General features: G+C 61.1%; 30 protein-coding genes. 17 read left to right on the plus strand and 13 right to left on the minus strand.

The window, feature by feature from the left end:
• The 5 genes from ADK28_RS12220 to ADK28_RS12240 form a co-directional block, all read right to left on the minus strand.
• On the minus strand, positions 1-570 hold a 570-nt coding region (locus ADK28_RS12220; RefSeq protein WP_048795769.1), incomplete at its 3' end, for a hypothetical protein.
• Between the two features lie 16 nt (positions 571-586).
• Positions 587-1762, minus strand: a complete 1176-nt coding sequence (locus tag ADK28_RS12225) for a hypothetical protein (RefSeq protein WP_016928945.1) — start codon at positions 1760-1762, stop codon at positions 587-589.
• The gene (locus ADK28_RS12230) at positions 1759-3045 is read right to left on the minus strand and encodes a hypothetical protein (RefSeq protein WP_048795770.1); all 1287 of its coding nucleotides are present in this window, start codon (positions 3043-3045) and stop codon (positions 1759-1761) included. Before ADK28_RS12230 ends, ADK28_RS12225 begins: the two co-directional genes overlap by 4 nt.
• A 53-nt stretch (positions 3046-3098) precedes the next feature.
• Complete coding sequence (cybB, locus tag ADK28_RS12235; RefSeq protein ID WP_079451037.1) at positions 3099-3623, minus strand: cytochrome b561; 525 nt, start codon at positions 3621-3623, stop codon at positions 3099-3101.
• 269 nt (positions 3624-3892) lie between these two features.
• On the minus strand, positions 3893-5494 hold the full coding sequence (locus tag ADK28_RS12240) for an ABC transporter substrate-binding protein (protein WP_016928942.1): 1602 nt from the start codon (positions 5492-5494) through the stop codon (positions 3893-3895).
• A gap of 174 nt (positions 5495-5668) precedes the next feature.
• On the opposite strand from ADK28_RS12240, the gene ADK28_RS12245 reads away from it, so the two are divergent.
• Positions 5669-6250, plus strand: coding sequence for a flavin reductase family protein (locus tag ADK28_RS12245; protein WP_047572514.1), 582 nt, complete (start codon positions 5669-5671; stop codon positions 6248-6250).
• On the opposite strand, the gene ADK28_RS12250 is transcribed toward ADK28_RS12245, so the two are convergent.
• On the minus strand, positions 6247-6627 hold the full coding sequence (locus tag ADK28_RS12250) for a winged helix-turn-helix transcriptional regulator (RefSeq protein WP_016928940.1): 381 nt from the start codon (positions 6625-6627) through the stop codon (positions 6247-6249). The genes ADK28_RS12245 and ADK28_RS12250 overlap by 4 nt on opposite strands.
• Before the next feature lie 84 nt (positions 6628-6711).
• On the opposite strand from ADK28_RS12250, the gene ADK28_RS12255 reads away from it, so the two are divergent.
• Positions 6712-7479 carry an NAD(P)H-dependent oxidoreductase gene (locus ADK28_RS12255; protein WP_048795771.1) on the plus strand — a complete coding sequence of 256 codons (768 nt, stop codon included), beginning with the start codon at positions 6712-6714 and terminating at the stop codon, positions 7477-7479.
• Here ADK28_RS12255 and ADK28_RS12260 read toward each other — a convergent pair.
• Positions 7476-7724 (minus strand): hypothetical protein, encoded by a 249-nt coding sequence (locus ADK28_RS12260; RefSeq protein WP_016928938.1) that lies wholly within the window; start codon positions 7722-7724, stop codon positions 7476-7478. The two genes, ADK28_RS12255 and ADK28_RS12260, sit on opposite strands and share 4 nt — an antisense overlap.
• Positions 7725-7916: 192 nt before the next feature.
• On the opposite strand from ADK28_RS12260, the gene ADK28_RS12265 reads away from it, so the two are divergent.
• The 3 genes from ADK28_RS12265 (at position 7917) to feaR (ending at position 10107) form a co-directional block, all read left to right on the plus strand.
• Positions 7917-8321 carry an Exc2 family lipoprotein gene (locus ADK28_RS12265; RefSeq protein WP_016928937.1) on the plus strand — a complete coding sequence of 135 codons (405 nt, stop codon included), beginning with the start codon at positions 7917-7919 and terminating at the stop codon, positions 8319-8321.
• A 107-nt stretch (positions 8322-8428) separates the two neighbouring features.
• The gene (locus ADK28_RS12270) at positions 8429-9070 is read left to right on the plus strand and encodes a DsbA family protein (protein ID WP_048795772.1); all 642 of its coding nucleotides are present in this window, start codon (positions 8429-8431) and stop codon (positions 9068-9070) included.
• Between the two features lie 137 nt (positions 9071-9207).
• Positions 9208-10107 carry a transcriptional regulator FeaR gene (gene feaR / locus ADK28_RS12275; protein WP_048795779.1) on the plus strand — a complete coding sequence of 300 codons (900 nt, stop codon included), beginning with the start codon at positions 9208-9210 and terminating at the stop codon, positions 10105-10107.
• A gap of 33 nt (positions 10108-10140) precedes the next feature.
• Here feaR and ADK28_RS12280 read toward each other — a convergent pair whose 3' ends face one another.
• The gene (locus ADK28_RS12280; RefSeq protein ID WP_048795773.1) at positions 10141-11640 is read right to left on the minus strand and encodes an aldehyde dehydrogenase family protein; all 1500 of its coding nucleotides are present in this window, start codon (positions 11638-11640) and stop codon (positions 10141-10143) included.
• Between the two features lie 159 nt (positions 11641-11799).
• Positions 11800-12438 carry a leucine efflux protein LeuE gene (leuE, locus tag ADK28_RS12285; RefSeq protein ID WP_016928933.1) on the minus strand — a complete coding sequence of 213 codons (639 nt, stop codon included), beginning with the start codon at positions 12436-12438 and terminating at the stop codon, positions 11800-11802.
• Positions 12439-12675: 237 nt separating this feature from the next.
• Here leuE and ada point away from each other — a divergent pair, with 237 nt between their 5' ends.
• From ada to ADK28_RS12295, 3 genes are read left to right on the plus strand one after another with little or no spacing between them, the layout of a single operon-like run.
• A complete protein-coding gene (gene ada, locus ADK28_RS12290; protein ID WP_048795774.1) occupies positions 12676-13731 on the plus strand; it encodes a bifunctional DNA-binding transcriptional regulator/O6-methylguanine-DNA methyltransferase Ada in 1056 nt (351 codons plus the stop codon).
• On the plus strand, positions 13728-13850 hold the full coding sequence (locus tag ADK28_RS33315; protein ID WP_256364572.1) for a hypothetical protein: 123 nt from the start codon (positions 13728-13730) through the stop codon (positions 13848-13850). The genes ada and ADK28_RS33315 overlap by 4 nt, the downstream gene beginning before the upstream one ends.
• 44 nt (positions 13851-13894) lie before the next feature.
• The gene (locus ADK28_RS12295; RefSeq protein WP_239686244.1) at positions 13895-14440 is read left to right on the plus strand and encodes a 2OG-Fe(II) oxygenase; all 546 of its coding nucleotides are present in this window, start codon (positions 13895-13897) and stop codon (positions 14438-14440) included.
• Here the strand turns inward: ADK28_RS12295 and tehB are convergent.
• Positions 14435-15292 (minus strand): SAM-dependent methyltransferase TehB, encoded by an 858-nt coding sequence (tehB, locus tag ADK28_RS12300; protein ID WP_048795775.1) that lies wholly within the window; start codon positions 15290-15292, stop codon positions 14435-14437. The two genes, ADK28_RS12295 and tehB, sit on opposite strands and share 6 nt — an antisense overlap.
• A 178-nt stretch (positions 15293-15470) precedes the next feature.
• Here tehB and ADK28_RS12305 point away from each other — a divergent pair, with 178 nt between their 5' ends.
• Positions 15471-16574 (plus strand): DUF1615 domain-containing protein, encoded by a 1104-nt coding sequence (locus ADK28_RS12305; RefSeq protein WP_042706515.1) that lies wholly within the window; start codon positions 15471-15473, stop codon positions 16572-16574.
• A 55-nt stretch (positions 16575-16629) separates the two neighbouring features.
• Here the strand turns inward: ADK28_RS12305 and ADK28_RS12310 are convergent, their stop codons facing one another.
• On the minus strand, positions 16630-18309 hold the full coding sequence (locus ADK28_RS12310; RefSeq protein ID WP_048795776.1) for an alpha-keto acid decarboxylase family protein: 1680 nt from the start codon (positions 18307-18309) through the stop codon (positions 16630-16632).
• 675 nt (positions 18310-18984) lie between these two features.
• On the opposite strand from ADK28_RS12310, the gene ADK28_RS12315 reads away from it, so the two are divergent.
• The 4 genes from ADK28_RS12315 to ADK28_RS12330 all read left to right on the plus strand — a co-directional run bounded on the left by ADK28_RS12315 (position 18985) and on the right by ADK28_RS12330 (position 21140).
• Positions 18985-19464 carry a universal stress protein gene (locus ADK28_RS12315; RefSeq protein WP_016928927.1) on the plus strand — a complete coding sequence of 160 codons (480 nt, stop codon included), beginning with the start codon at positions 18985-18987 and terminating at the stop codon, positions 19462-19464.
• Between the two features lie 156 nt (positions 19465-19620).
• Complete coding sequence (pagP, locus tag ADK28_RS12320) at positions 19621-20211, plus strand: lipid IV(A) palmitoyltransferase PagP (protein WP_028128205.1); 591 nt, start codon at positions 19621-19623, stop codon at positions 20209-20211.
• A 126-nt stretch (positions 20212-20337) separates the two neighbouring features.
• A complete protein-coding gene (locus tag ADK28_RS12325; protein ID WP_015376789.1) occupies positions 20338-20826 on the plus strand; it encodes a DUF2501 domain-containing protein in 489 nt (162 codons plus the stop codon).
• 50 nt (positions 20827-20876) lie between these two features.
• Entirely contained in the window at positions 20877-21140 is a 264-nt protein-coding gene (locus ADK28_RS12330) for a DUF333 domain-containing protein (RefSeq protein ID WP_016928925.1), read from the plus strand.
• Positions 21141-21176: 36 nt separating this feature from the next.
• Here ADK28_RS12330 and ADK28_RS12335 read toward each other — a convergent pair whose 3' ends face one another.
• Positions 21177-21794, minus strand: a complete 618-nt coding sequence (locus ADK28_RS12335; protein ID WP_048795777.1) for a hypothetical protein — start codon at positions 21792-21794, stop codon at positions 21177-21179.
• A gap of 173 nt (positions 21795-21967) precedes the next feature.
• Between ADK28_RS12335 and ADK28_RS12340 the strand changes: the two genes are divergently transcribed.
• Together ADK28_RS12340 and ADK28_RS12345 are read left to right on the plus strand one after the other, a co-directional pair.
• A complete protein-coding gene (locus tag ADK28_RS12340) occupies positions 21968-22750 on the plus strand; it encodes a DeoR/GlpR family DNA-binding transcription regulator (RefSeq protein WP_048795780.1) in 783 nt (260 codons plus the stop codon).
• Between the two features lie 2 nt (positions 22751-22752).
• Positions 22753-23136 carry a VOC family protein gene (locus ADK28_RS12345; protein WP_048795778.1) on the plus strand — a complete coding sequence of 128 codons (384 nt, stop codon included), beginning with the start codon at positions 22753-22755 and terminating at the stop codon, positions 23134-23136.
• Here ADK28_RS12345 and ADK28_RS12350 read toward each other — a convergent pair whose 3' ends face one another.
• Positions 23137-24045 (minus strand): LysR family transcriptional regulator, encoded by a 909-nt coding sequence (locus tag ADK28_RS12350; RefSeq protein ID WP_033634044.1) that lies wholly within the window; start codon positions 24043-24045, stop codon positions 23137-23139.
• Positions 24046-24170: 125 nt separating this feature from the next.
• Here ADK28_RS12350 and ADK28_RS12355 point away from each other — a divergent pair, with 125 nt between their 5' ends.
• Both ADK28_RS12355 and ycaC read left to right on the plus strand, forming a co-directional pair.
• A complete protein-coding gene (locus ADK28_RS12355; protein WP_016928920.1) occupies positions 24171-25052 on the plus strand; it encodes a pirin family protein in 882 nt (293 codons plus the stop codon).
• 116 nt (positions 25053-25168) lie between these two features.
• Positions 25169-25795 carry an isochorismate family cysteine hydrolase YcaC gene (gene ycaC, locus ADK28_RS12360; RefSeq protein WP_004928476.1) on the plus strand — a complete coding sequence of 209 codons (627 nt, stop codon included), beginning with the start codon at positions 25169-25171 and terminating at the stop codon, positions 25793-25795.
• Positions 25796-25855 lie beyond the last annotated feature (60 nt).

Here is a 25855-nt window from a genome sequence, read left to right on the forward strand (position 1 = left end):
CGGGGCCGGCTTATCCGGCGGTAAAGAGAAAGAGACCAGCCAACCGGCTTCGCAGTGCACCCTTTGGCCGCTCGGGCGGATAAAGGTGTGTGCGCTCGCCAGCTCCATCACCGGCGGTAAAACCTCGAAGGCGATGATCGGCACGCCGGCCACGCTTTGCGGCTGAGGAAAGCGCACGGCGGTCACGCCGTTCATCGTGATGGGGCTGTCTTCGGTGCCGGGCTGGCGCGGCTCCTGCCGGTTTACCCAGCTGCCTTTTGGCAGGGTGATTTCACCGAACGGTTTTGCCGCCTCGAGCGTCAGGTAACTGCGCCGATTCCAGCGTTCTTCCGCCCGCTGGCTCTTGAGATCCTGAAGGGCAATGTCGATCAGCATCAGCGCGAACGCCACCGGGTAGATCGCCAGCGCCGAGGCCAACAGATAGCCGCCCCAGGAAAGCGGCGGGCGCGGGCGGCCGCAGCGGGCGGCGGCGTATCGCCAGCCCCACCAGGCGAGCAGGATGCCGGCGAGCAGCAGGGCCAATAACAGCGCCAGCAGGCCGGCGACGCCGGCGCCATAACCTAACAGCATGGCAAGTTCCTTATGTTCACGGCGTGGTGGAGCGATAGCGAACGAAGTAGGGCAGCGCCGGGGTCTCCCCGTCATCGTCATAGTGGCTTTCCGGTTCGATCACGGTTTGGCGCGTGTCGTCGCGCCCGTTGTACCGGTACTCCAACGGCTGTCGGTAGCGCACTTCGGATGAGCGCAGATCGAAAATCAGCGAAAGACGCGCATCGCCGTTATCCGTTTGGGCGACCAGCTTATCGTTGCCCGCCCAGAGCTGATACAGCGATTTATCGCCGGTCTCCAGCAGCACCTTCAACTGCCCGTCGGATTGATAACGCAGAAGCTGATACAGTCCCCTGTCCAGCGTTTGTGCGATCAGGTAGATGCCGCCGTCCGGGGCCTGCGCGCTTTCCTTGACGCGCACCAGCAGCCAATGCAGTTCAGTCACCTCGCCGGTTTTACCGTTAACGGCGATGTGTAACGCGCCGGAGCCGAGCACCGGGTTCATCCAGAAATGCACGCGATCGCCATCAACGGCGGTAAAAATCTCGGGCATGGATTTGCGCTTACCGGAGGCGTAAGCCGTCGGTGAGTCCTCTTCGCCGCGCTCAAAGCCCAGCAGTTGCCGCGCGTCCAGCAGCGCCGGCAGCTCCAGCGTCTGCCGCCAATGGGCGCCGAAGTCCGGGCTGTAGAATACGCCTTCGGTGCTGATGAGATACAGCGCGCGTTTTCCCGGTTGCGCCACCAGTTTGCCGCCGACAAAGGAAGGCCGGTTGTCGTCGCCTTCCGGCCAGGGGATCAGCGCCCCGATGGTGCCCCGTTGCACGTCAACCAGCCTGCGGCCCTCAGAGAGAAAAAGCACGCACTCCTGTTCGCCGCACACCGCATCGTGGATCAAGTCGTCGAGTTCCCCCAGCATCTGTAACCCTTTTGGGCCGGCAAACAGCACCTGGCTGAGGTAGTTGGCCGCCCAGCCGTAAAAGCTATTGTACGCGCGGTCTTCACTTCTTTTGCTGGTGAGCAGCAGAGCGCCGTCCTGCGCCGGGTAGCTGTGGATGAGATCGTAACGGGCTATCGTCGGCAACGCCTGGTCGCCCTGAGTCCATTGCCACTGCGCATAGCGTTGCTCAGGGGCGAGCAAATAGACGCCCAGCGCGCTGGCCAAAAACAGCGTCAGGATAATAAGGGGTCTTTTATAAAGCGCTAACGTCATCATTTCAGCTCCGTCACCTGAGCCTGCCGCCATAACCTGCGGCGTAGATTTCTCAGGTATTTAAACGTTTTAAACGTGCGGTGCTGGTCAAAAGAGTACAGGCGGCAGATCTGGGCGAACCCCTCGATCAACAGCGCCAGGCCGCTGACCATCAGCATCAGCAGCAGAATAATCGGCGGCAATTCGCTGCCGAGACGCTTCAGGGTCCAGGCATCCAGGTGAAAGCCGGCCGGGGTATCGGCGTTATCCACCACCATCATGCCGAGCACAAAACACGCCACGATTGCCCCAAAAATGAAGACAACGCGCGCGCACAGGTTAAGGCCGGCTTCGGTGAAGTAGCGGCTGCCGCCGATGAGATAGGTTTGGCGATCGCGATGATTGATGATCCCACGCACTTTAGGCAACTCGGGAATGACGTCGTTCTCGCAATACAGCACCTGCAGCGGATCGCCTTTGGCGATGAAAAGCGGATGTTGCCGACGAAATACCGGATGCAGTTTGGTATTGGGGACATTGAGCGCGCGGGTCGTCAACGCGAAGTGCGTCTCCTTCTGGCGCCACGCATACGTATCCAAATACTGCACCTGCCGCGGGATCTCATATTGGCAGAGTTCGTAGTTCAGGGCGTTGACCGTCTCGATGCCAGAGGTCTCGACGCCGTCCGGGAGGGGGGACGCGGTCTGCAGCGGTGCGGTTGCCGGCACAGCGTCTGCGCGGACAGCCCGGTATTTGATGCCGGGGATTTTCAGGCTGAGCGAGCCGGGCGGCGTGACGTCTTGCCCCTGCAGCACGCGATCCAGCGCCCGGAGCAGGCGCCTGCGGCCGCGGTGCCCGATCAGCAGGAGCTCCGAACCGACGAACAGCACTATGCCGATGCCGATAAGGCCGGCGATGATGGCGATAAAGAACAGGACGACGGTCAGCCAGGAATCTTCCCCGTCCATGATGAAAAAGGCCGCCGGGAAACCGCCGGCCAGCACCGCGCCCAGCAGCAGCAGGGCGAAGTATTTCAGCTTGTATTTCAGCGTTCTGTCCGGCTCCAGCCGGCCTTTTGTCCCGTGCAGCAGCCAGTGCAGCCAGTAGCTGCCGTCTTGCAGGCGGTGGGCGCCGATCTTCACCCGATCGCCGGCGGCGAGCCTGGCCAGCAGATTTTCGCTGTCGCTGAAGTCGTCACGGTAAAAAAAGAATGTCTGGCCGGAGGCGATGATCCTCACCAGGTTGTCGGGCGCCGTCTGCTGGCAGGCGCATTGTTCGACGGTCACATTAAAAAATTGGGTTTGCATATCATTCCCTGTCAGCGGGCGTGGCCCGAAAATTCTTCCCTGGCGCCGGCTGGTCAGCGCTTTTTCATCAGCGGCAGCATGCGCACCAGCGCATTGTCCTTGACGATATAGTGGTGGAACAGCGCGGCGGTGGCATGCAGGCCGATCAGCCAGTAGCCGAATGACGCCAGCGTTTTGTGCCAGCCGATAATCGTCCGCGCCTGCGGCCGATCGGCCACGTCGGCGAACGGCATCGGCAGGCCGAACAGAAACCACTCCTTGCCGCCCAGATAGCGCGAATACACCCCCAGCACCGGCAGCGTCAGCAGCAGCAGGTAAATCAGGGTGTGCGTCAGGTGCGCCAGGCCGGTTTGCCACTTCGGCGGTTTGGGCGCGATGGCGGGCGAGGGGCGGCGCCAGCGCAGGAACAGGCGGGCGATCATCAGCGCAAACACCGTTACGCCGCAGCTGAAGTGGGTGACAACCAGCACGTACCAGGGGGCGCTGCCCGGTTCGGCAAAGCCCCGCAGTTCGATGGTGACGCAGGTGATGACCAGCAGGATCGCCACCAGCCAGTGCAGGCGAATTTGCCACGGCATGTAGGTGTTCTGCACCGGGTTACCTTTTGATGTTAAAGGGTCTGTGCGCCGATGGTAACGAAATGTTACATCGGAGGAAAGCGCGTGCGCGCAATTTAGGCAAAACGCCAGGTTCAACTCACTTATTAAGCTATTGGTTTAGGGGGATATGCGCCTGGCGATAGGTGAGCGTCGCAAGTTATGAAGCTAATAAACGATAGGTTCAGAGGCTGGCAGCTTATTAAGCGATGAAGCGGATTACGCCGCAGCCCTCGCTGCGGCGCCTGAGATCAGTTCAATTTGGCCTTGGCGAAATCGCTGCCGTTCACGTCCACCACGTAGCCGCTCAGGTTGCTGCGGGTGGCGTAGAACACTTTGCCGGTGGCCAGCGGCAGCCACGGCGCCTGTTTGGCGAAGATCACCTGCGCCTGTTGATACAGCTTGGCGCGCGCCTGTGGCTGGTTCTCCTGGATCGCCTGCTGGATCAGCCGGTCGTAATCCTTATCGCACCAGCGCGCCACATTGGCGCCGCTCTGCACGCCGGCGCAGCCGAGCAGGGTGGCGAAGTTGTCCGGATCGCCATTGTCCGATACCCAGCCGTACAGCGCGCTCTGTTGCTCGCCTTTGCGCAGCCCGGCCAGATACTGGCCCCACTCCCAGGTGACGATCTTGGCTTTCACGCCCACCTTCGCCCAGTCGCTCTGGATCATCTCGGCGATGCGTTTCGAGTTCGGGTTGTAAGGGCGCTGTACCGGCATCGACCAAATGTCGGTTTCAAAGCCCTGTTCCAGCCCTGCCTGCTTCAGCAGCTCGCGCGCCTTCTGCGGATCGTAGGCGTACTCCGGCAGTTTGTCGTTGTAGCCCAGCATGCCCGGCGGCAGCAGCGAATTGGCCGGCGTGCCGCTGTCTTTGAACACCGCGGCGACGATCGCTTTCTTGTCTACCGCGTAGCTCAGCGCCTGGCGCACCAGCAGGTTGTCGAACGGTTTTTTCTGGGTGTTGAACGCCAGATAGCCGACGTTCAGCCCGGTAATGTCGTGCAGCTGCAGGTTGCCGTCGGCCTTGATGGCGGCGAACTGTTCCGGCAGCGGCGCGGGGATGATTTGGCATTCGTTGGTTTTCAGCTTGGCCAGCCGGGTTTGCGGATCCGGCGTAATCGAGAAGATCAGGTGCTTGCTGGCCACTTCGCCCTGCCAGTAGTGCGGGTTGGCGGTGTAGCGGATCAGCGAATCCTGCTTGTACTGCTGCAGCGCAAACGGCCCGGTGCCGATCGGCCAGTTGTCGACGTATTCCGGCGTGCCCTTTTTCAGCATCGCGTCGGCGTATTCGGCGGACAGGATCGAAGCGAAATCCATCGCCCAGTCGGCGACGAAGGCGGCGTTGGGCTGGCTCAGCGTGAAGCGCACGTGATGCTCGTCCACCGCTTCCACCTTGGTGATCAGCTTATCCAGGCCCATGTCGGTGAAGTATTCATAGTTGCCGCCGGAGACCTTGTGATACGGGTTAGCGGGATCCTTCTGCCGCATCACGGTGAACACCACGTCTTCGGCGTTGAAGTCGCGCGTTGGGGTGAAGTATTTGTTGCTGTTGAATTTCACGCCTTGGCGCAGAGTAAAGATGTAGGTCTTGCCGTCCGGGCTGACGCTCCACTCGGTGGCCAGCGACGGGGCGGGGGTTTTATCGCTTTCGCGCAGCGTCACCAAGCGGTTGTACAGCACCTGCGAGGTGGCGATAAAGGTCGGCCCGGAGCTGGAGAGCTGCGGGTTGAACGATTCCGGCGAGGCGACGGTGCAGTACACCAGCGCATCGGAAGCGGCCAGCGCGCCGCCCGCCGACAACAGGCCGCAGCCGGCCAGCACCAATCCGGCGATAGGGTGTTTTAAAAACGTCAAGGCAAGATCCTCAGGTGGAGTGGGCCGTTACCGGCGAATTGATCTAACTATAGATAACGGATGGCGAGATCGGGAACAAGCGTCTCATCGGTGCATTCTGTGCGCCCCGCGTTGCTTGCCTTTACGGCGCAGATCTACACTGCTGGGCAAACAGTCACTCGCAAGGATTTCCCGATGAGCCACTTTCGTCCTGTCGCCCTCGAACACGCTAGCCGCCTGCTGAACCACGGCCCGACGGTATTGATCACCAGCCGCAGCCGCGACGGCGCCAAACGCAACGTGATGGCCGCCGCCTGGTCGATGCCGGTGGAGTTCAGCCCGCCGCGCATCGCCATTGTGGTGGACAAAGGGGCGCACAGCCGGCAAATGATCGAGGAGAGCGGCGCATTCGGCATTTGCGTGCCGGCGGCCATGTTCATCGACGCCACCTACGCGGTCGGCAGCATGTCCGGGCTGGATGACGACAAGTTCGCCCGCTTTCACATCGCCGCAGCGCCGAGCGCTACGCTGCAGGTGCCGCTGATCGAACAGGGTTGCGTGGCGTGGCTGGAGTGCCGCTTATTGCCGGAAAGCGGCGCGCAGGAAAAATACGACACCTGCTTCGGCGAGGTGTTGAGCGCGGCGGCGGACGAGCGGGTGTTCCAGCAAGGGCGCTGGAACTTCACCGCAGCCAATGCGGATCTGCACACCATTCATCATCTGGGGGCCGGCAACTTCGTGCGCAGCGGCGAGACGCTGCGGGCCAAACCGCTTTAATCGGCTTCGCGCCCGCGGTCGGCATCATAGCGCTCGCGGGCGGCGTCCAGCTCGGGGAAATGGTATTCCGCCCATCGGTCCAGCGCAGTCAGCGTCTCGACCAGCGAGCGGGCGACGGCGCTGAGCCGGTATTCCACATGCGCCTGATTCTTTTCACTTAAATCCAGCCGTTCGAGCAGCCCGTTGCGTTCCAGCTGGCGCAGCGTTTGCGTCAGCACCTTCTGTGAAATGCCGTCGATGCGGCGCAGCAGCTCGCCGTTGCGCATCGGGCGCTGCGCCAGCGCAGGCAGGATCAGCATCACCCACTTGCCGGAAATCAGCGCCAGCGCATCGCGCGCGGAACACTTGCTCGAATAGACGTCGCCGGGATAAGCCATTGGGGGTTACCTTCAGGTGCGTAATTGCCAAGGGGGCGATAAAGCCACAGCATAACAGCACTACCTTACAACGGGAGACACAGGATGAACGTGCTGATTGTGCTGGCTCACCCCGAGCCGCATTCTTTCAATGCCCATTTGGCCGAACAGGCGCGGCAGGCCTGGCTGGCGCAGGGGCATCAGGTGAAAACGGTCGATTTGTATCGGGAGGGGTTCGATCCGCGCGAGGGCGCCGGCCACTACTCCAGCAGAAAGCAGGCGGACAGGTTCGATGCGATGCAGGAACAGCGCCATCACTGGACGATCCAGGCGCTGCCGGCGGAGATCCGGCGGCATATCGAGTTGCTGCGCTGGGCGGATACGCTGGTGCTGCAGTTCCCTTTCTGGTGGTTCGGCGCGCCGGCCATCATCAAGGGCTGGATGGATCGGGTGTTCGTTTACGGCGGGATCTACGACAGCCGCCACCGCCATGAGAATGGCGTGATGCGCGGCAAGCGGGCGCTGCTGACCGTCACCGCCGGCGCTTCCGCACAGGCCTGTGCGCCAAACGGGCGCGACGGCGACATGCGGCTGATGCTGTGGCCAATCATGCATGCGCTGCACTATATCGGCTTTAGCGTGCTGGAGCCGTTCCTGGTCTATGGCGTGCGCGGCGGGTTGGCGGGTGAAGCTCTGCAGGCGCAAAACGCCGCGTTGGCGCAGGTGACACAGGCGTACCGGGACGGTTTGAACGCGTTTTCCGCCTGGCCGGCGGTACCGTTCAATCGCAATGAAGATTTTGACGCCGATCTGGCGCTGAAGCCCGGCGCGCCGGTGTACAGTCCGTTCGTGCGGCACTGCGATCCGGCTTAAAACCCGGCCTTCAGCAGTTCCTCGCGCAAATCGTCGATAATCGCCGGTTCGATGTCGGGGAACTGCTGCTGAATATCGGCGATGGCTTCGGCCACGCTGGGGCCTGCGAAAGTGCCGGAGAAGGGCACCAGCGGCAGATTCGCGTCGCTGTCCGGCAGTTCACCGCGGATGGTGCCGGTGATCATGCCCGCTTTTTTTTCCGCCGTGAGGTCGTACTCCCCCACGTTTTTGTCGATCGGTTTCATTGGCCGCCTCGCTGTCGGTGAGTGTTTACCCTGTCTGTTAAAGCATAGTGTTTCAGGCAATGAATACCAATTAATGTATATAATATTAATATAAAACAAAGTGATGCGCGATTTGTCGTTTGACGTTTACCGGGGGCCGGCGCTATGCTCGTGGCGCTAAAGGAACCTTCCTCACTGACAGGGACAGACGACATGAAAAGACTGAAAAGCGCGGCGCTGTTGTTGCCGCTGTTGGCGCTCAGCGCCTGCACTCATCACCTCAGCAGCGCCGAGCAGCATGCCAAACACTACGTTTATCAAACCCGCGACGACTTCGATCCGCAATTCCGCACCGATGTGAACGGCAGCATTAAAAACGCCGTGCCGATGTTCGAACAGTTCTACCAGCAGGGGAAAAAGGATCGCGCGGCGGGCGTGGCGCGCAGCGAGGCGCAGAAAAAGGCCGATTACCTGGCCAGCGCGGAGTTCCAGCAGAACATGGAACACAAAACCATTTTCATCAATCGCGCCTACAGCAGCGCCGACAATCCTAAGCGCCGCCAGGTGCTCTCGCAGGAAGCGGTGGGTGCCTATTGGGACGGCTACGAAGGGCGCTGACTTAATCCCACATAAACAGAAGGTAATAAACACTGGTTTTCTGCCGGTTATTTGATTATAAAAACCGCCGCTAAGGACGATGTTCATAGATGAAACCAGGAGTGTTTATGTTGGCAAAAGTTAAGCGTTCGTTCGCCGCCGCCGTCGTATTGATGTTGGCGCTGCCCGCGGTTCAGGCCGCGGATTACCGTGCGGGCGAGCAATATACCCGGCTGGATAAGCCGGTGGCCGCCGCGCCGGCGGTGGTGGAGTTCTTCTCCTTCTACTGCGGCCCTTGTTATCAGTTCGCCGAAACCTACCGCGTAGGCGGCACCGTGGCGCAGGCGCTGCCTGCCGGTGAGAAAGTCACCAAATATCACGTCAGCCTGATGGGCAAACTGGGCAATGCGCTGACCGAAGCCTGGGCGGTGGCGACGGTGCTGGGCGTGGAAGACAAGATTGAAGGCGCGATGTTCGACGCGGTGCAGAAACAGCGCGCCGTCAACGGCGCCGACGATATTCAGCGGGTGTTCACGGCGGCCGGCATCGATGCCGCCACCTATGAAAACGCGCGCCACAGCCTGCTGGTCAAAGGATTGATCGCCAAGCAGAACGAAGCGGTGAAAGCGTTCGAGGTGCGCGGCACCCCGTCGTTCTACGTGGCAGGCAAATACAAGATAGACAATGCCGGCATGGCCAGCACCAGCGTTGAAGGCTACGCCAAAGAGTACGCGGCGGTGGTGCGCTATCTGTTGGATACGCAACCTTAAGGCGATGCCTCCCGGCGCCCGATGATCTGTGATCGCGGCGCCAAATCCCCCGCTCGCCATTGATTGTGTGTTAATGGATTGTTATGGTGTTTTTCTGTTCAACGGCGCAGCACCGCTGCTGTTTGAAGGGAGAGATCATGACGGCATTGGCAACGCTCCGGGACGTCGGCTTCGAAGAGTGGCTGGGGAAAATCAACACCGCCTGCGGCCGATTCTGCGCGAAAACGTTGGGGCCCGGCTTCAGCGGGGCGATGCAGGAGTTTCGCGCCCATGCCCTGCGCCTGAGCGTGGTCGACGTGTCTCAGGCCCGGCTGTACCGCACGCCGCGTGAGATCGCCCGCAGCGACGGCGCGCACTTTTTCACCGTCATCCAGCTGCGCGGCAGCGCGTTGATGGAGCAGGGCGATCGCCAAACGCTGCTCTCTCCCGGCGACATGACGCTGATCGACGCCTCACGGCCCAGCAGCTTCACCTTCCAGCGCGATTCGCGCCAAATCTCTTTGCTATTGCCGCGCGGCTGCCTGCCGCTGCCGCCGCCCTGCGCCCAGCGTCTGGGGGCCGAGCTCAGCGCGGTGCGCCTCAGCCGCCAGCTGGTGCTGAGCAGCATGCAGGATCCTCAGCTCGCCGCGGCGGAAAGCGAGGCGGTGCTGAATGCGCTGGCGGCGCTGCTGCGCCCGGCGTTGGCGCTCGAACAGGCGCGCCCGGAGGGACAACAATCGGTCTTCGACAAGGCGCTGGCGTTGATCGACAGGCATATTCAGTCGGCGCAGCTGCGCCCTGAGTGGGTGGCGGCCGAGTTGGGGGTGTCGTTACGCAGCCTGTATCGGTTGTTCGCCCGTCAGGGGCTGGTGGTGGCGCAGTACATCAGGAACCGCAGGCTGGATCTGTGCGCGCAGGCGCTGCGCAGCGCCGCCGGGCAAGAAAAGCTGGCCGGCATTGGCCTCGACTGGGGCTTCGCCGATCACAGCCATTTCTCGACCGCTTTCAAGCAGCGTTTCGGCATGTCGCCGAGCGAGTACCGTCGGCAGCATCAGTAAGTCAGGGCGCGGGCCAGGCCCGCGCCGCTTCACTCAATAGCGGATGCAGACCGATTTCGACTCGGTGTAGGCATCCAGCCAATCCGGGCCGAAATCGCGGCCGCTGCCCGACTGTTTGAACCCGCCGAACGGCATGTTCGGGTCGATCAGCGTATGGGTGTTGACCCACACGGTGCCGGCCTGAATGCGCGGCGTCAGCGCCATCGCCTGCTGCAGGCTGGTGGTCCACAGGCTGGCGGTCAGCCCGAAGTCGGTGTCATTGGCCTTGCTCAGCGCCTCTTCGGCGCTCGCCACCCGAATCAGGTTGACCACCGGGCCGAACACTTCCTCGCGCGTCAGGTTCAGCCGATCGTCCGGGTTGATCACCAGCGTCGGCGGAATGTAGAAGCCGTTGGCGTCCGGCCCGGCCGCGCCGCCGATAAGCTCGGCGTTTTTCGCCCGGGCGTCGTCCAGGTAGGCCGCCACCTTGTTGCGGTGCGCGAGCGACACCAGCGGGTTGATTTGCGCGCCGGTATCCATCCCCGGCCCGACCGACAGCGATTTCACCGCCTGTTCGAATCCGGCCACCAGCCGATCATAAATCGGTGCTTCAATATAAATTCGCGAGCTGGCGGCGCACACCTGCCCTTGGTTGAGGAAACTGCCGAGCATCAGGCCTTCGATCACCTGCTGCGGATCGGCATCTTTCAGCACGATGGCCGGGTTTTTGCCGCCCAGCTCCAGCGTCACGCGGGTCAGGCGATCCGCCGCCGCGCGCGCGATGCTTTTGCCCACCGGCGTGGAACCGGTAAAGCTGACTTTGGCGATCGGCGGATGTTCGGTCAGCGCCTTGCCGCACACGGTGCCGCGGCCGGTGACCACGTTGAACGCGCCTGGCGGCACGCCGGCTTCGCTTGCCAGTTCGGCGATGCGCAGTAGGGTGAGCGGGGTGGTTTCCGACGGCTTGATGACGATGGAGCAGCCCGCGGCCAGCGCCGGCATCACTTTCCACATGCCGATCATCAGCGGGAAGTTCCAGGGCACGATGCCGGCGACCACGCCGATCGGCTCTTTGCGGGTATAAACCTGATATTTGGCGCCCGGCGGCATCGGAATGGAGACGTCCAGCGTCTGGCCGGTGATTTTGGTCGCCAGCCCGGCGGTGTAACGCATCCAGTTCAGGGTGCTGCCGACTTCGAAAGCGCGGGCGATGTTGATGGATTTGCCCTGCTCCAGGGTTTCGAGCTGCGCCAGCTCTTCGGCGTGCTGCTCCACCAAATCGGCGAAGCGCAGCAGGATGCGTTCGCGCTCTACCGGCAGACGCTGCGCCCAGACGCCTTCGCTGAAGGCTTTGTGGGCGGACTGCACCGCCAGCGCGACGTCGTGTTCGTTGGCGTCGGCGGTGGTGGCGATCTGTTGCCCATTGGCGGGGTTATACACCGCCAGGCGGCCTTCCGCGGCGGACGCGCGCCACTGGCCGTCGATATACAGCCCATGCTGACGATCGAGAAAACGCGACACGCTATCCAGCACGGCTACGGTATTGTCAGACATACATCCTCCGATCAGGCTCATCAGGTTATCGTTAACCCTGAGAGTCTAGATCAGCGGTAAAGCGGCGGCTTTGCTCTGCCTGACATTCGGTTTGTCCTGCGTGTCATTTTGCCGTGACGGAACAGTAAACCGCGGCCGGCGGGCGCCGGCCGGGAGGGATCACGAGCTCAGGGTCGCCAGACGGGTGGCGAAACCGAGGAACAGCAGGCCGATCAGACCGTTGCCGAGCTTCGCCAGGCCTTTCTTGTGATTGAAGAAATGCGCCAGCATCGCGCCGGAGAAGATCAGCGTGCTCATGTAGATAAAGCTGACGGCTTCGAGGATCAGCGCCAGAATGGTGAACGACAGCCCGGTGTGCGCGTAGTTGAAGTCGATGAACTGGACGAAGAACGACACGTAAAACAGAATAGCTTTCGGGTTGGTCAGGCTCAGCGTCAGCGACTTGCGCAGAATGCTGTGGCCGCCTTCAATTTGCTGCTGTTGCGCCTGCGCCTTCTGCACGAAGGTGGCGTAGAGGATTTTTGCGCCGAGGAACAGCAGGTAAATCGCGCCGAGAAAACGCACCAGGGTAAACAGGAACGGCGTGGTGCGGATCAGCGAAGCCACGCCGATATAGGCGCAGAAGATCAGGATCGCATCGCCGATAAACACGCCCAGCGCCGCGGTATAGCCGGCGCGCACGCCGCGCGATACGCCGGTTTTCAGCACGTACAGCGTATTCGGCCCCGGCAGAATGATGATGAAGACCACCCCGGCCAAATAGGTCCATAAATTCAGGACGCCAAAACTCTCTAACACAATAACCTCTCCATGCGCGCAACTAACAGGCAGAAACACTGGCCACGCCCGTGGCCGGCCGCGATCCTAACGCCGTGCAACCGGGTTGGCAACGTAATAAACTTCATGTTGTTGGTTAAAAATTGTCGAAACATTGTTGAAAACGTCGGCATCGAATTAAAAAGCAAGAGTCGGCGTGTTTCGCCAACGGCCCGTCACTATGCTGGTTAACATCGAAACCGCAGTGAGGAACGGATGATGAAAAACGTAATCGACAGCGCCGATCCGCGCTGGCTGGCGATCGTCAGCCGCGACAAGCACGCCGACGGCCGCTTTATCTACGCGGTGAAAACCACCGGCGTGTATTGCTCGCCTTCCTGCCCGTCACGCCAGCCGAATCGGCAAAACGTGGAGCTGTTCGACGATGCGGAGCAGGCGGAGGCGGCGGGTTATCGGCCCTGCAAACGCTGCCGGCAAGGGCTGACGCCGCTGACGGAACAGCATGCGCGGCAGATAGCCGCGGCCTGCCGCTATATCGAACGGGCGGAAAAAGCGCCGTCGCTGCAGACGCTGGCGCGCCACGTCGGGTTGAGCCAATACCATTTCCACCGGCTGTTCAAAGCGATCACCGGCCTGACGCCGAAAGGCTACGCCGATGCGCAGCGCAGCCAGCGCTTGCGCGCCGGTCTTACACAGCGGGAAACGGTGACCGACGCGATCTTCGACGCCGGCTATGGCGCCAATGGCCGCTTCTACCAGCAGGCCAACGCCGCGCTGGGCATGACGCCGAAGGCCTATCGGGCGGGCGGCAAAGGCATGCGCATCCATTTCGCCGTCGGGCGCTGTTCGCTGGGCGAGATCCTGGCGGTGCAGAGCGAGGTGGGCATCTGCGCTATTCTGCTGGGGGACGATGCGCAGCAGCTGGTGCAGGATCTGCAGGACAAATTCCCTAACGCCGAGCTGATCGGCGGCGATGCGCAGTATGAAGCGCTGATGGCGCAGGTGGTGGGCCTGATTGAAGCGCCGGAGAACGGGCTGGCGCTGCCGCTGGATATTCGCGGCACCGCGTTTCAACAGCGAGTCTGGCGGGCGCTGCAGGCGATACCGGTCGGCGAAACCGTCAGCTATGCCGATATCGCCCGGCGCATTGGGGCGCCCAAAGCGGTGCGCGCGGTGGCCGGCGCCTGCGCCGCCAACATGCTGGCGGTGGCGATCCCCTGCCACCGGGTGGTGCGCAACGACGGCGCCTTGTCCGGCTATCGCTGGGGCGTCGAGCGCAAGAAAGCCTTGCTGGAAAAAGAGGCGCTGCGATGAGCGGCGCGCTGGCGGCACGGCTGACCGAATTGGACTGGGCGGCGATCGAGCGCGAACTCGATGCGCAGGGCTGCGCGCGGCTGCCCGGCGTGCTCAGCCAAGAGCTTGCCGCGAGCTGACAGCGCTCTACCCGCAGGATGCGCACTTCCGCAGCCGCATCGTAATGGCGAAGCACGGTTTTGGCCGCGGCGAGTACCGCTATTTCGCCTATCCGCTGCCGCCGCCGGTGGCCGAGGCGCGCAGCCTGATGTATGCACGGCTGGCGCCGGTGGCCAACCGTTGGAACGCCTTGTTGGGCCTGGCGGCGCGCTATCCCGCCGAACACGAAGCCTACTTGGCCGAATGCCACCGGGCCGGCCAACGGCGGCCGACGCCGCTGCTGTTGCGCTACGAAACAGGGGATTACAACTGCCTGCATCAGGATCTGTACGGCGAGCGGGTGTTTCCGCTGCAGGTGGCGTTTTTGCTCTCCGCCCCCGAACGGGATTTCACCGGCGGCGAATTCGTGCTGACCGAACAGCGGCCGCGGATGCAGAGCCGGCCGGAGGTGGTGCCACTGCAGCAGGGCGACGCGGTGGTGTTCGCCGTGCATCACCGGCCGGTGGCGGGAATGAAAGGTTACTATCGGGTCAATCTGCGCCACGGCGTCAGCCGGATACGCACCGGCCAACGCCATACGCTGGGGGTGATCTTTCACGACGCGCTATAGCTTGCGCGCCAGCAGGGTGGCGAAGCGCAGCGAGATGCGGTTGCCGTTGGCGTCGGTCTTGTGCAGTTGGCCGACATCTTCGTTGTATTTGAGGATTTCCCAGTCGCGATAATAATGCTTCAGCTCACCCGGGCTGAAGGTGAACGGGAACGGCAGCGGGCAGGGATAATCTTCGGCATCCATCGCCGCCACGATCAGGTTATGGCCGCCGCGCACGGTGCTGTCCTGCATGTTTTGCACGATATGCGGGATTTGCTGCCGCTCGAGGAACATCAACACCACGGTGGACAGGATGAAGTCATATTCGCCACTGAAGCGGTGAGTATTGAGATCCTGCACCCCGGCGCGCAGGCGGGTCAGCTGCTCGGCGTCGACGATCTGGTTGAGGCGAGCTATCGACGGCGCGTGCTTGTCCCAGGCGGTGACGTCGAAACCTTTCAGATTGAGATAGAGCGAATTGCGGCCGCCGCCGCAGCCCAGATCCAGCGCCTTGCCCGGCGCGATGCGCGCCGCCGCTTCGATCACTTCGGAGTGGGTGCGCGTCAGTTCGTATTTCTTGTGGTAGTAATCTTCCGNGTAAAACGCCAGCCGGCAGGTCATGTCGTCCGAGAAGGAAACGATGCGATGCCACTGCTGCGGCGCGATAAACGGCGGCTGGCTTTCGGGGCTGAACTGCCAGGTTTCGGTGGTGGCGCCGTCTTCGGTCATCATGGCGAACGTCAGGTTCCCGCTCAGTACGGTGAGCTTCGCCCAGGTGCCGCTCTGGGTGTTGTGGCGCTGGCGGAAGGCTTCCGGCAGCGTATCGCTGTTCCATTCCGGCAGGGTTTTATAGCAAAGCAGCTGCTGCTCCATAGGGGGCTCCTCTGGCTAGTTGAGCAAAGTGATTTATATGATGTATATAAAATACATCTTTATCGATCGTTTGAACATAGCGGCCTGACGGAAAGGCGCGGCGGTATCTTTATACTGGATTGTGTGCGGCGGCTGGGCTAATTTCAGTGCTGTTCATGTCATCACGTTCAGGGAAAAGATGCCGATACCTCGTTTATTCCACCCGATGCCCTTCCGTTTGCTGAGCCTGGCCGCGCTGCTGGCGCTGGCGGGCTGTACCAGCAAAACCACCACCACGGCGCCGGCGGCGCGTCCCGCCGACGTCAAAGCCCGACTGATGACGCTGATCCCCGCCAACGCCGGCGATCGTCAGGGCTGGGCCACCGATATTACCGCCGCCTTTGCCGCCCAGGGCATCGAACCGAGCGATGAGAACCTGTGTTCGGTGCTGGCGGTGACCGAACAAGAGTCGACGTTCCAGGCTAACCCGCAGGTGCCGGGGCTGCCGAAGATCGCCTGGAAAGAGATCGACCGCCGCGCCGATCAGATGCACATCCCGAACTTTTTGGTGCATACCGCGTTGAAGATCTCGTCGTCGAACGGCCAGAGCTACAGCGAGCGCCTGGATAAGGTGCGCACCGAAAAGGATCTGAGCGATATCTTCGATGACATGATCGACCGCGTGCCGATGGGGCAGAAGCTGTTCGGTCATTTGAACCCGGTTCATACCGGCGGCCCGATGCAGGTGAGCATCGCCTTCGCCGAGGCGCACGCCAAAGGGTATCCTTATCCGGTCGACGGCTCGATTCGCCGCGAAGTTTTCAGCCGGCGCGGCGGCATGTACTTCGGCATTATGCATTTGCTGGGATACCCGGCCGATTACAGCCGGCCGATTTACCGCTTTGCCGACTTCAACGCCGGCTGGTACGCCAGCCGCAACGCGGCGTTCCAAAACGCGGTCAGCCGGGCGAGCGCCATTCCGCTGGCGCTGGACGGCGATCTGATCGACTTCAGCAGCGACAAGCCCGGCTCGACCGAGCTGGCGGTGCGCACGCTCGGCAAGCGCCTGAACATGAGCGACAGCGCCATTCGCCGGGCGCTTGAGAAAGGCGATACGGCTGACTTTGCCGATACCGGCCTGTATAAGAAGGTCTTTGCGTTGGCGGGCGGCAAGCTGCCGCGTGAGATGCTGCCGGGCATTCAGCTGGAAAGCCCGAAAATCACCCGCAAGCTGACCACCGCCTGGTTCGCCAAGCGGGTGGATGAACGCCGCCAGCGTTGCATGGCGCGCGCCGGCGGGTAACGGCATGAAAAACGCCGCCGGCGGCCTGAACCACCGGCGGCGCGATCATCGCGCCTCAGGCGCTGCGGCGCGGGTTGGTCAGGCCGAAGTTAAAGCTGTTGCAGCGGTTACAGAACTCTTTCATCACCGGCGGCGTGTCCATCATCGGCACTTTCACCTCGATAAACGCCAGCCGATCCTGCCGCGAGGCGTGTTCCAGGGCCATTTCCAACTGTTGTGTGGTTTCCACCGCCACGCTGAACGGCTGCGCCTGGGTATTCAATACCGCCGGCAGTTTGGCGTAGTCCCACGGGCTGATGTCGTTGTAGGACGAGTTTTCGCCGAGGATATAGCGTTCGATGGTGTAACCGTCGTTGTTGATCAGGAAGATGATCGGTTTTTGTTCACAGCGCAGCAGGGTGGACACTTCCTGCGCGGTAAGCTGGAAGGAGCCGTCGCCGATGAACAGCAGGTGACGGCGCTCAGGGGCCGCCATCAGGGTGCCGAGCAGCGCCGGCAGGGTATAACCGATCGAGCCCCAAATCGGTTGGTTGACCACCTTGACGCCACCCGGCATGCGCATGCCGCCGATGGCCGCGCCCGAGGTGCCGTTTTCCACCACCACCACATCATCCGCCTGAATGAAGCGTTGGATGCGTCGCCACAGATAGGCCTGGTCGAGAGGCGCGTCGCTCGGCGTCGCCAGCTTGTCACGCGGATCGGCCAGCGGTGATAAACGCTGCGCCGGCGCGTCTTCGCTCAGTTCCAACAGCGCCTGCAGCAGATCCGCCGTCGACACCGCCGGGTAGGAAGTCTTGTCCAGCGTCATCGAGAACGGCTGAATATCCACCTGAGCGGCGGCGGGAATTTGCTGCGAGAAATAGCCGGTGGTGGAGTCCACCAGACGCACGCCGAAACTCAGCACGCAGTCCGAGTGGGCCATGCGTTCATAGAGTTCGGGGCGCGACAGGTTGCCGCTGTAGCCGCCCATCCAACCGGCGGTATCTTCCGGAATAATGCATTTGGCGGTTGGCATATTGGTCAGCGGAATGGCAAAGCGGTGAGCGACGGCGATAACCTGCTGCTGCAACCGATAACGATCCACCATTTGGTCGACCAATATGATCGGGCGCTGCGCGCGTTTTATTTTGGTTAACAGCGCCATCGCCGCTAATTGCACATTGTATTTATCGCTCGCCGGCAACTGCGGCGCTGCTGCGGCTGCGGCAACTTCAATTTCGACATCGCAAATATCAGACGGCAGCTGTAAATATACCGGTTTCTTCTCTATCCAGGCGCGGGAAATAACGCGTGGAATTTCCTGAGCGGCATTTTCCGGCGTGATCAGAGCCTGAGCGACGGTGAATTGTTTAAAGCAGTTCATGACGTTGTCGAAATTGCCGTCGCCCAGGGTATGGTGCAATAGCTGATGATTCTTCATCGCGTGCAGCGGCGGCGTGCCGGCGATGCAGACCACAGGTGAAGATTCGGCATAGGCGCCGGCGATGCCGGACAACGCGGCCAGATCGCCGACGCCGTAGGTGACGATCAGCGCGCCGGCGCCTTTCATCCGTGCGTAGCCGTCGGCGGCGTAGGAGGCGTTCAATTCATTGCAGTTGCCGACAAATGTCAGCCGTTCGTCGCTTTCCAACAGCTCCAGCAGGCTGAGGTTATAGTCGCCGGGCACGCCGTAAATACGATCGACGCTCAGGGCATGAAGCTGTTGCAGAATGAATGACCCGATAGTTATTTTCATTGATTGCTCCGGATTATTTATCTTTATTTTGTCAGGCGAAAATCAGCAAAAATAAATTGCTGGCGATGTTGTGTCGTTAGCATTAACAGTTATTTAAAGTCTCGGCTTGTTCAAGATAAGGAGGGCGGCCGGTGAATAGGCGGTTTGTATTCGGCGCTTTACGCGAATGAGTAATACATAAAAAGTAGGGTTATTGGATATTGGGAAGAGACGGTATTTTTCATTGACGGTATATCGGCAGAGAAGCGGCGGCGCATTGGCATTTATCGTGATGCAGGGCGAGACATCCGGTACTTTTGACGCCGCGTTAAATCCCATCGGGTGGCATAACGCTTTTTGCCTGGGAAAGAAAAGCAGAGCCTGGCGTAAAGGGGCATTTTGGTGATCCGCCGCACGCTTATTTCACGAAACCACTCTGTAACTAATAAAAAACAAAAAATTAACAATGAGGTTTTTTTATTCGGTCATGGTTGTCAGTTTTGCTTTACAGATGCCGCAATGCGCGCCGCGTCGGGCCGGTGTAAAAATGGGCCGTCACGGGCGTTAATATAACGTGGCGGTCATCACATTCTGTGGGAAGTGATACGTAAACTTTTCTCTACGTGTGCACGGATGGCGTATACCTACCAGAGGGGATCATGTCCCATCAGCGCTGGCCTGAGAGGGGAAAGTGTGATGAAAGGCTATCGACATATTTTGGTACTGATTCATAACGAGCGTGATGGGCTGCCGTTACTGAGTCAAGCGGCGGCGATGGTGCGCGGGCAGCCAATCGCCCTCACTGTCGGCCATCTTAACGCCGACTACGCGGAGCTGGAGTACGGCAGCGATGCGTTAATCAAGGATCGCCAGGCGCAGGAAGTGATCGCCGCCAAGGCGATGCTGAGCCGGTTGGTGAGCGCCGTCGATGTGCCGGTCGCGGTCAAGGAGATTGTCACCATAAGGCGCTTTAAGGACGTGAGCGATTTTATTCACCAGGCCGGCATCGATCTGGTGGTGGTCGGGCACCAAAACCGCCTGTTTGGCCTCTATTCCTCTTATTCCCTGGCGTTTGTGAACCGTCTCGATGTCGATGTGTTGGTCAAGCACCTTGCTCGCGAGTCGCGTGCGACAAAGCGGACTTTTCCCACGGTTTTGCCGCCCGAAAGGCGATAGCATGCGGATATCGGTACGGTCTGTCATGAATTATTGGGAATTTTCCGGTGCTAAACTTAACCAAAGCACAACGGGCGTTGGATAAATTAGATACGGCTTGATCTTGCCCAAGCTATCGGTAAAAATCTGCGGCCGTATTTTTACAGGAGCTTTACGATGTTTCTAAAACGGACTCTTTTGGCGTGTTCTCTGGCGTTGATATTTCCTGCACTGCCTTCTTACGCTGAGGTTGGTGCAGAAAGTGGCAATGCCGCACAGGCTGAAAAACCGGGTTTATGGCAGCGTTTTACCGATAACGTGGCGGAGACCTGGAACAACTCGCCTAACCACGATCTCTATATCCCGGCCATCACCTGGCACAACCGTTGGACTTATGATGATGAGCATATCGATAAGTACAACGAACGCCCGTGGGGCGCCGGTTACGGCATCTCCCGCTACGACAGCGACGGTGACTGGCACGGCATCTACATCATGGCGTTCAAGGACTCCTTCAACAAATGGGAGCCGATCGGCGGTTACGCCTACGAGAAGATCTGGCGCCCGCTGGATGACAAGGATTTTCGTCTGGGGCTGGGCTTCACCGCCAGCGTCACCGCGCGCGACAACTGGAATTACATCCCTATCCCGGCGCCGCTGCCGCTGGCCTCTATCGGCTATCAGCGGCTGACGTTCCAGGCGACCTACATTCCCGGCACCTATAACAACGGCAACGTGTTCTTCGCCTGGCTGCGCTGGCAGTTCTAAACTTCCTGAATTCCGAAAAACGGCGCGGCGGCGAGATAAAAGGAACTTGTCGCCGCCGACGGCGTCGGAAGGGTATCCCGGCGCGCTGCGCCGATTGCATGCCGTTATGACAGGAGTTTCACCACTATGATCACCAAACATCGTTTATTGCTGGCTTTGGCGCTGTCCGCTACCCTGGCCAGCGGCGCCACCCAGGCCGCCGGGCTGATGGATTCCCTCAGCAGCGCGGCGGGCGAATTGAGCAAGTCGGGCGGCGACAGCAGCGGCGGCATGTCGCTCTCCTCGTTGACCGGCCTGCTGAACGGCGGCGACAAGGCGTTGAGCTCCAGCAGCATGACCAATGCCGCCGGTATCCTGCAGTACTGCGTGAAAAACAACGTGCTGTCGGCTAACGGCGCCGAAGGGGTGAAAGATCAGCTGCTCAGCAAGCTGGGCATCACCAGCACCGAAAACGCCAAGAGCCAGGATTATCAGCAGGGCCTGGGCGGCTTGCTGCAGACCGGCGAAGGCAAGAGTCTGGATCTGAACAGCCTGGGCACCTCGCAGATCACCGAGAAGGTGAAGCAAAAAGCCTGCGATCTGGTGCTGAAACAGGGCAAATCCTTTATTTCATGATGAGCGAACGGCGGAGCGCTCCGCCGTTCGTTTTTGCATAAGCTGAAAAAATGAAAAAAACGTTGATGCTTTCCCTGCTGGCAGGGATGACGATGTTGCAGGGGTGTTCCGTGAAATCCAATGAGGCGCCGCCACCGCCGCAGGTGAAACCGATCGGCATGGCGAACCCGGCCGACGTGTACTGCACCCAAATCGGCGGCAAGCTGAACGCCAAAGAGAATGCGGCAGGCCAGTATTCCACCTGTACCTTGCCGAGTGGGCAGGAAATTGAAAGCTGGGAACTGTTCCGCCGCGATCATCCGGTGAAAAAGTAACCCTATGCGGCGCCGGCTCTTCCGCCCGGCGCCCGATCAGAATTGGCGATCGCCTATCGGCTGCAGCTGCAGGCTGCCGTCCTTCTGTAGCGTCAGCGGCATGCGCCAATCGCGCTGTTTATCCAGGTTGAACGGCCGGGAGCGGAACATGCAGCCGGTCTTGATGTTCTTGATTTTCATCACGTGTTCCGCGTCCGCATTGATTTTTACCTCGAAGCTGCCGGCGGGCGGAATAAAGACTTCCGCCAGCTGCTGCGGCGCCGCCGGCGTTTCCAGTTTGACCAGCACCGCGAAATCGTTGCCCTGATTATCCAGCGTCAGCCGATGCAGGCCGGATGCGGGCAGCCGCGTCGGCTGATGCAGATAACCGGCTGAGGCGGGCCACGGCTGGCCGACATTGTCGTGCAACGGCCCACCGCACTGTTCGCGCGCCTCTCGCAGCGGCATTTCGCGCTTGATTGCGCGATTGTAATCGGCGGGGGCGGCGAGGCTGAATTCGTCGTCATATTGGTGGGCGCGCAGATAGCGCTTGGCGCCGAGCACCCCAACGGCGACCAGCATGAAGAACAAAAATATCCTCAGGCGATTTTTGAAAATCAGCCCGAACAGCTTCCCGGGGAGTTGAAACAGCCACCTTGCGATCGTCAATAACATCGTTTTCCCTTAGCGCCCAAGCCGTTACGTCTGCGGTAACTTCGCTTGCCTCAGTATAGCCAACATCCCGCAGGCGAAAATCCTGCCCGGCGATTTTTCTTCCGCCCTGTATTGTACGTTTGTGTTTGTTTGTGTACATTCATGATCACTTTTAGCGTCACCGGATTGACATGATGTCCAAACTGTTACCGAATGAGCGTCACCAGGTCATTCTTGACACGCTCCGCCAACAGGGGCGGGTGCTGGCCCTGGAGATGGCGCAGCGGCTGAACACCACCGAAGCGACCATCCGCCGCGATCTGCGCCAGCTGGCGGCGCAGAACCTGTGCAAACGCATCTATGGCGGCGCGCTGGCGCCGACGCCGGCCGAGGGGCCCGTTGCGACGCGCATTGCGCTCAGCGGTGACGAGAAGCTGGCGCTGGCGCAAACCGCGCTGGGGGTGATCGGTGAAGAACAGCTGATCTTCCTCGACGCCGGCAGCACCCACCTGTATCTGGCGGATCTGTTGCCGCGCGATCGGCGTTTAACGGTGGTGACCAATGCATTGAGCATCGCCGGCAAAATGCTGGAGCGGCCGGGGATCCGCACCATCCTGATCGGTGGCGAGTTGGATGCGCAGGTCGGCGGCTGCGTGGACGCCAAGGCCGCGGAAGAAATCGACGGTTTCCATTTCGATTTGGTGTTCACCGGCATTTGCGCCTACGACCCGGCCGGCGGCTTCTCCGCGTTGAGCTACCAGGACGCCACCTTCAAAAAGCGGCTGTTGACGCGCGCCGGCAGCGTGGCGGTGCTGTGCACCCGCGACAAGCTCAATACCTACGCCCCTTACCCCTTCCTGCCCGCCGGGCGGGTGGATCATCTGGTGACGGCGCGCGGCGCGCACCCGCAGCTTGAGCTGCAGGTGGCGCAGGGCGGCGGCCAGGTTTGGCACAGCGATTTACCGACCGGAGAATGATGATGAAAATAGCCCATGTTGCTCTGTGGACCCGTGACATCGACGCGCAGTTGGCATTTTGGCAGCGCTATTTCAACGGTGCTGCGGGGGAGGAGTATGTCAGTCGCAACCGGCCGGGGTTCGTTTCCCGCTTCGTCAGCCTGGCGGCCGGGCCGTCGCTGGAGATCATGCGCGTGCCGACGTTGCTGCCGGCGCAGGCGCAGGAGGAGCGGGTCGGTTGGGCGCACATCGCGCTGTCGCTGGGGGATGAGCGCGATGTCGATCGGTTGGCGCAGCGCGCACGGCAGGAGGGCATTTTGCTGTCCGCGCCGCGCTGGACCGGCGACGGTTTCTACGAGGCCGTCATTCGCGATCCGGACGGCAATGCGATCGAAATCACCGCCTGATCACTCTTCTTCAATGCTGGCGAACTGCTCGCCCAGATAGTCGAGCAGCAGCCGCACCGCCGGCAGCAGGCCGCGGCGCGACGGGTAAACCGCATGCACCACGCCGCCCTGCGGCTGCCAGCCCGGCAACAGTTGCACCAGCTCGCCGCGCAGCATGTCGTCGCGCATCATCATCGCCGGCAACTGAACGATGCCGGCGCCGGCGATGGCGGCGGTGCGCAGCATCAGCATGTCGTCGGTGACCAGCCGCGGCGTGTGTTCCCACTCCACCCGTTCACCCTGTGGGCCGGTCAGCCGCCATTGGTGCTGACCGCGCGCCGGGCCGAGATCGAGCGTCGGGTATTTACGCAGGTCTTCCGGCGTGTGCGCCGGCCCGAGGGTGCGCACCAGCGCCGGGCTGGCGGCGACGCACCAGGTGCGCTGCGCCAGGATTTTCAGCACCAGATCGCTGTCCTCCAGCGGCGGCGGCCGCACGCGGATCGCCAGATCCAATCCTTCCCCCACCACGTCCACCCGGCGGTTGGTGGCCTCCAGATGCACCGTCACCTTGGGATAATCGGCCATAAAGGCCGCCACCATGCTGCCGACACGAGTGTGCAGGATCGCCACCGGGCAGGACATACGCACCGTGCCGCAGGGCTCGGCGCGCGTCTGTTCGATCGCCTGCTGCGCCGCTTCCGCTTCCACCAGCATCGCCTTGCAGTGCGCGTAATAGGTTTGGCCGACCTCGGTCACCGAGAAGCGCCGCGTTGAACGCTGGATCAGGCGCACGCCCAACCGCTCCTCCAGCAGCGCCACGCGGCGGCTGAGCTTGGATTTGGGAATGCCCAGCGCCCGGCCGGCGGGGGCGAATCCCTGGTGATCGACCACGCTGGCGAAGAAAAACAGATCGTTCAGATCGGTCAGCATTGTATCCCTTATCGTTCTATCAGTAGAACGCTGAGTGTACATCTTGCCTACTACTGCAGCAAACTCCGGCGGATTAAACTTCTGACATCAACTTAAGGCCGTGAGGTCTGAAACGGGAGTTCAAGATGAAAAAAATCCTCGGTATTCACAACAGCCCGGAAGCACATTGGGTCGGTAACGGTTTCCTGGTGAATTCGCTGTTCTCTTATAACGATTTGGGGGCGGAAATGAGCCCGTTCCTGCTGCTGGATCACGCGGCGCCAACCAAATTCCGCTCCGCCTCCGGCACCCGTGGCGTGGGTCAGCACCCGCATCGCGGGTTTGAAACGGTGACCATCGTCTATCAGGGCGAAGTGGAACACCGCGACTCGACCGGCAGCGGCGGGGTGATTGGCCCCGGCGACGTCCAGTGGATGACCGCCGCCTCCGGCATCCTGCACGAAGAGTTCCATTCGCGGGACTTCTCGCGCAAGGGCGGCACCATGGAAATGGTGCAGCTGTGGGTCAACCTGCCGGCCAAGGACAAAATGGCCGAGCCGGGTTACCAGACGCTGTTGAACGCCGATATTCCGGTGGTTCCGCTGGCGGACGGCGCAGGGCAGGTGCGGGTGATCGCCGGTGACTTTGGCGGCCACGCCGGCCCGGCACGCACTTTCAGCCCGCTCAACGTGTGGGACATGAAGCTGAATGCCGGCCATACCACCACGCTGACGGTGAAAGAAGGCCATACGCTGGCGCTGGTGATGCTGCACGGCGCGATCCTGGTCAACGGCGAAGACGTGGTGCGTGAAACCCAAATGGTGCGTTTCGACCGGGCGGGGGATTCGATCACCATCGAAGCCAACAACGACGTCGCGCTGCTGGTGCTGAGCGGCGAACCGATCGATGAGCCTATCGTCGGCTACGGCCCGTTCGTCATGAACAGCGACGCGGAAATCCAGCAGGCGTTCCGCGATTTCAACAGCGGCAAGTTCGGCAGCATGAACGCCGAAGCGAGCGCCGGTTGAACTTTGGCGCCTGGGGCGGGCCGTGTTTCCCGGCTCAGGCGCTACACTTAAACCTCAACGCCCCGCCGCAAGGCGGGGCGTTTCATCCGCAACATCAACCCCACAGGAGTAAAACCATGACTGCAAACTACAAGCGCCTCGACAAAGACCAGGCCGCCGTATTGCTGGTGGATCATCAGGCAGGGCTGCTTTCGCTGGTGCGTGATATCGATCCCGATCGGTTTAAAAACAACGTGCTGGCGCTGGGTGATTTAGCGAAGTACTTCAACCTGCCGACCATTCTCACCACCAGTTTCGAAAACGGCCCCAATGGCCCGCTGGTGCCGGAACTGAAAGCCCAATTTCCCGATGCTCCCTTTATTCCGCGCCCCGGCCAGATTAACGCTTGGGACAACGATGACTTCGTCAAAGCGGTAAAAGCCACCGGCCGCAAGCAGCTGATCATCGCCGGCGTAGTGACCGAAGTGTGCGTGGCATTCCCGGCGCTGTCAGCGCTCAATGAAGGTTTCGAGGTCTTTGTGGTGACCGACGCCTCCGGCACCTTCAATGAGCTGACGCGTCAGTCGGCCTGGAGCCGCATGGAAGCCGCCGGCGCGCAGCTGATGACCTGGTTCGGCGTCGCCTGCGAGCTGCACCGTGACTGGCGCAACGATATCGAAGGGCTGGGCACGCTGTTCTCCAACCATATCCCGGACTACCGCAACCTGATGACCAGCTATAACACGCTGACGAACGGTAAGTAACGCGACGGCCCTTTACTCAACCTTTCGCCTTTCATCACGTTAGACGCGGGATGTAAGCAA

It is taken from the genome of Serratia sp. 506_PEND (assembly GCF_001076875.1).
Lineage (GTDB): Bacteria > Pseudomonadota > Gammaproteobacteria > Enterobacterales > Enterobacteriaceae > Serratia > Serratia marcescens.

What these genes read in the sequence shown, in the direction of transcription:
- ADK28_RS12295 (WP_239686244.1), top strand. Translation starts at nt 13,895, where the DNA reads ATGGCGAAGCACGGTTTTGGCCGCGGCGAGTACCGCTATTTCGCCTAT.
- ADK28_RS12345 (WP_048795778.1), top strand. Translation starts at nt 22,753, where the DNA reads ATGAAAATAGCCCATGTTGCTCTGTGGACCCGTGACATCGACGCGCAG.
- ADK28_RS12225 (WP_016928945.1), bottom strand. Translation starts at nt 1,762, where the DNA reads ATGATGACGTTAGCGCTTTATAAAAGACCCCTTATTATCCTGACGCTG.
- ADK28_RS12335 (WP_048795777.1), bottom strand. Translation starts at nt 21,794, where the DNA reads ATGTTATTGACGATCGCAAGGTGGCTGTTTCAACTCCCCGGGAAGCTG.
- ADK28_RS12280 (WP_048795773.1), bottom strand. Translation starts at nt 11,640, where the DNA reads ATGTCTGACAATACCGTAGCCGTGCTGGATAGCGTGTCGCGTTTTCTC.
- ada (WP_048795774.1), top strand. Translation starts at nt 12,676, where the DNA reads ATGAAAAACGTAATCGACAGCGCCGATCCGCGCTGGCTGGCGATCGTC.
- ADK28_RS12330 (WP_016928925.1), top strand. Translation starts at nt 20,877, where the DNA reads ATGAAAAAAACGTTGATGCTTTCCCTGCTGGCAGGGATGACGATGTTG.
- ADK28_RS12230 (WP_048795770.1), bottom strand. Translation starts at nt 3,045, where the DNA reads ATGCAAACCCAATTTTTTAATGTGACCGTCGAACAATGCGCCTGCCAG.
- cybB (WP_079451037.1), bottom strand. Translation starts at nt 3,623, where the DNA reads ATGCCGTGGCAAATTCGCCTGCACTGGCTGGTGGCGATCCTGCTGGTC.
- ADK28_RS12355 (WP_016928920.1), top strand. Translation starts at nt 24,171, where the DNA reads ATGAAAAAAATCCTCGGTATTCACAACAGCCCGGAAGCACATTGGGTC.
- ADK28_RS12310 (WP_048795776.1), bottom strand. Translation starts at nt 18,309, where the DNA reads ATGAAAATAACTATCGGGTCATTCATTCTGCAACAGCTTCATGCCCTG.
- ADK28_RS12270 (WP_048795772.1), top strand. Translation starts at nt 8,429, where the DNA reads ATGTTGGCAAAAGTTAAGCGTTCGTTCGCCGCCGCCGTCGTATTGATG.
- ADK28_RS33315 (WP_256364572.1), top strand. Translation starts at nt 13,728, where the DNA reads ATGAGCGGCGCGCTGGCGGCACGGCTGACCGAATTGGACTGGGCGGCG.
- ADK28_RS12255 (WP_048795771.1), top strand. Translation starts at nt 6,712, where the DNA reads ATGAACGTGCTGATTGTGCTGGCTCACCCCGAGCCGCATTCTTTCAAT.
- ADK28_RS12245 (WP_047572514.1), top strand. Translation starts at nt 5,669, where the DNA reads ATGAGCCACTTTCGTCCTGTCGCCCTCGAACACGCTAGCCGCCTGCTG.
- ADK28_RS12265 (WP_016928937.1), top strand. Translation starts at nt 7,917, where the DNA reads ATGAAAAGACTGAAAAGCGCGGCGCTGTTGTTGCCGCTGTTGGCGCTC.
- pagP (WP_028128205.1), top strand. Translation starts at nt 19,621, where the DNA reads ATGTTTCTAAAACGGACTCTTTTGGCGTGTTCTCTGGCGTTGATATTT.
- feaR (WP_048795779.1), top strand. Translation starts at nt 9,208, where the DNA reads ATGACGGCATTGGCAACGCTCCGGGACGTCGGCTTCGAAGAGTGGCTG.
- ADK28_RS12250 (WP_016928940.1), bottom strand. Translation starts at nt 6,627, where the DNA reads ATGGCTTATCCCGGCGACGTCTATTCGAGCAAGTGTTCCGCGCGCGAT.
- ADK28_RS12305 (WP_042706515.1), top strand. Translation starts at nt 15,471, where the DNA reads ATGCCGATACCTCGTTTATTCCACCCGATGCCCTTCCGTTTGCTGAGC.
- ADK28_RS12340 (WP_048795780.1), top strand. Translation starts at nt 21,968, where the DNA reads ATGTCCAAACTGTTACCGAATGAGCGTCACCAGGTCATTCTTGACACG.
- ADK28_RS12260 (WP_016928938.1), bottom strand. Translation starts at nt 7,724, where the DNA reads ATGAAACCGATCGACAAAAACGTGGGGGAGTACGACCTCACGGCGGAA.
- ADK28_RS12315 (WP_016928927.1), top strand. Translation starts at nt 18,985, where the DNA reads ATGAAAGGCTATCGACATATTTTGGTACTGATTCATAACGAGCGTGAT.
- ycaC (WP_004928476.1), top strand. Translation starts at nt 25,169, where the DNA reads ATGACTGCAAACTACAAGCGCCTCGACAAAGACCAGGCCGCCGTATTG.
- ADK28_RS12350 (WP_033634044.1), bottom strand. Translation starts at nt 24,045, where the DNA reads ATGCTGACCGATCTGAACGATCTGTTTTTCTTCGCCAGCGTGGTCGAT.
- ADK28_RS12325 (WP_015376789.1), top strand. Translation starts at nt 20,338, where the DNA reads ATGATCACCAAACATCGTTTATTGCTGGCTTTGGCGCTGTCCGCTACC.